The following is a 300-nucleotide window of genomic DNA, read 5'->3' as shown; positions in this document are numbered from 1 at the left end:
GCAAAGCTTGCACGAATGCTGATAGGGGAATGTTGCGATTGAATTGGTCGAACTTCCCTTTAATGAAATAGCCCTTCTGCTGAGTGATTGGCTTATGGACTTCATTTACAACAGCCGTTTTCCCAATCCCCGAAAATCCCGCTACTAGCATCAGTTCTGATGCGCCTTGGGAAACTCGCTCAAAAGACTTGAGTAAAGTTTTAACTTCGGCTTCTCTACCGTAGAGCTTTTCAGGGATTAAGAAGCGATCGCTCAGATCCCGTTGTCCCAGTTCAAATGATGCAATAGTGCCTGTTGTTT

The 300-nt window shown here is 45.0% G+C and carries 1 protein-coding gene; it reads right to left on the bottom strand.

Annotated elements, in window-relative coordinates:
* On the bottom strand, positions 1-300 hold a 300-nt coding region (locus VPK24_RS08985; protein WP_393012296.1), incomplete at both ends, for an ATP-binding protein.

Origin of the sequence: Limnothrix redekei LRLZ20PSL1 (genome assembly GCF_043235035.1) — a bacterium.
GTDB lineage: Bacteria > Cyanobacteriota > Cyanobacteriia > CACIAM-69d > CACIAM-69d > CACIAM-69d.
This window is presented reverse-complemented; position numbering and strand designations above follow the sequence as displayed.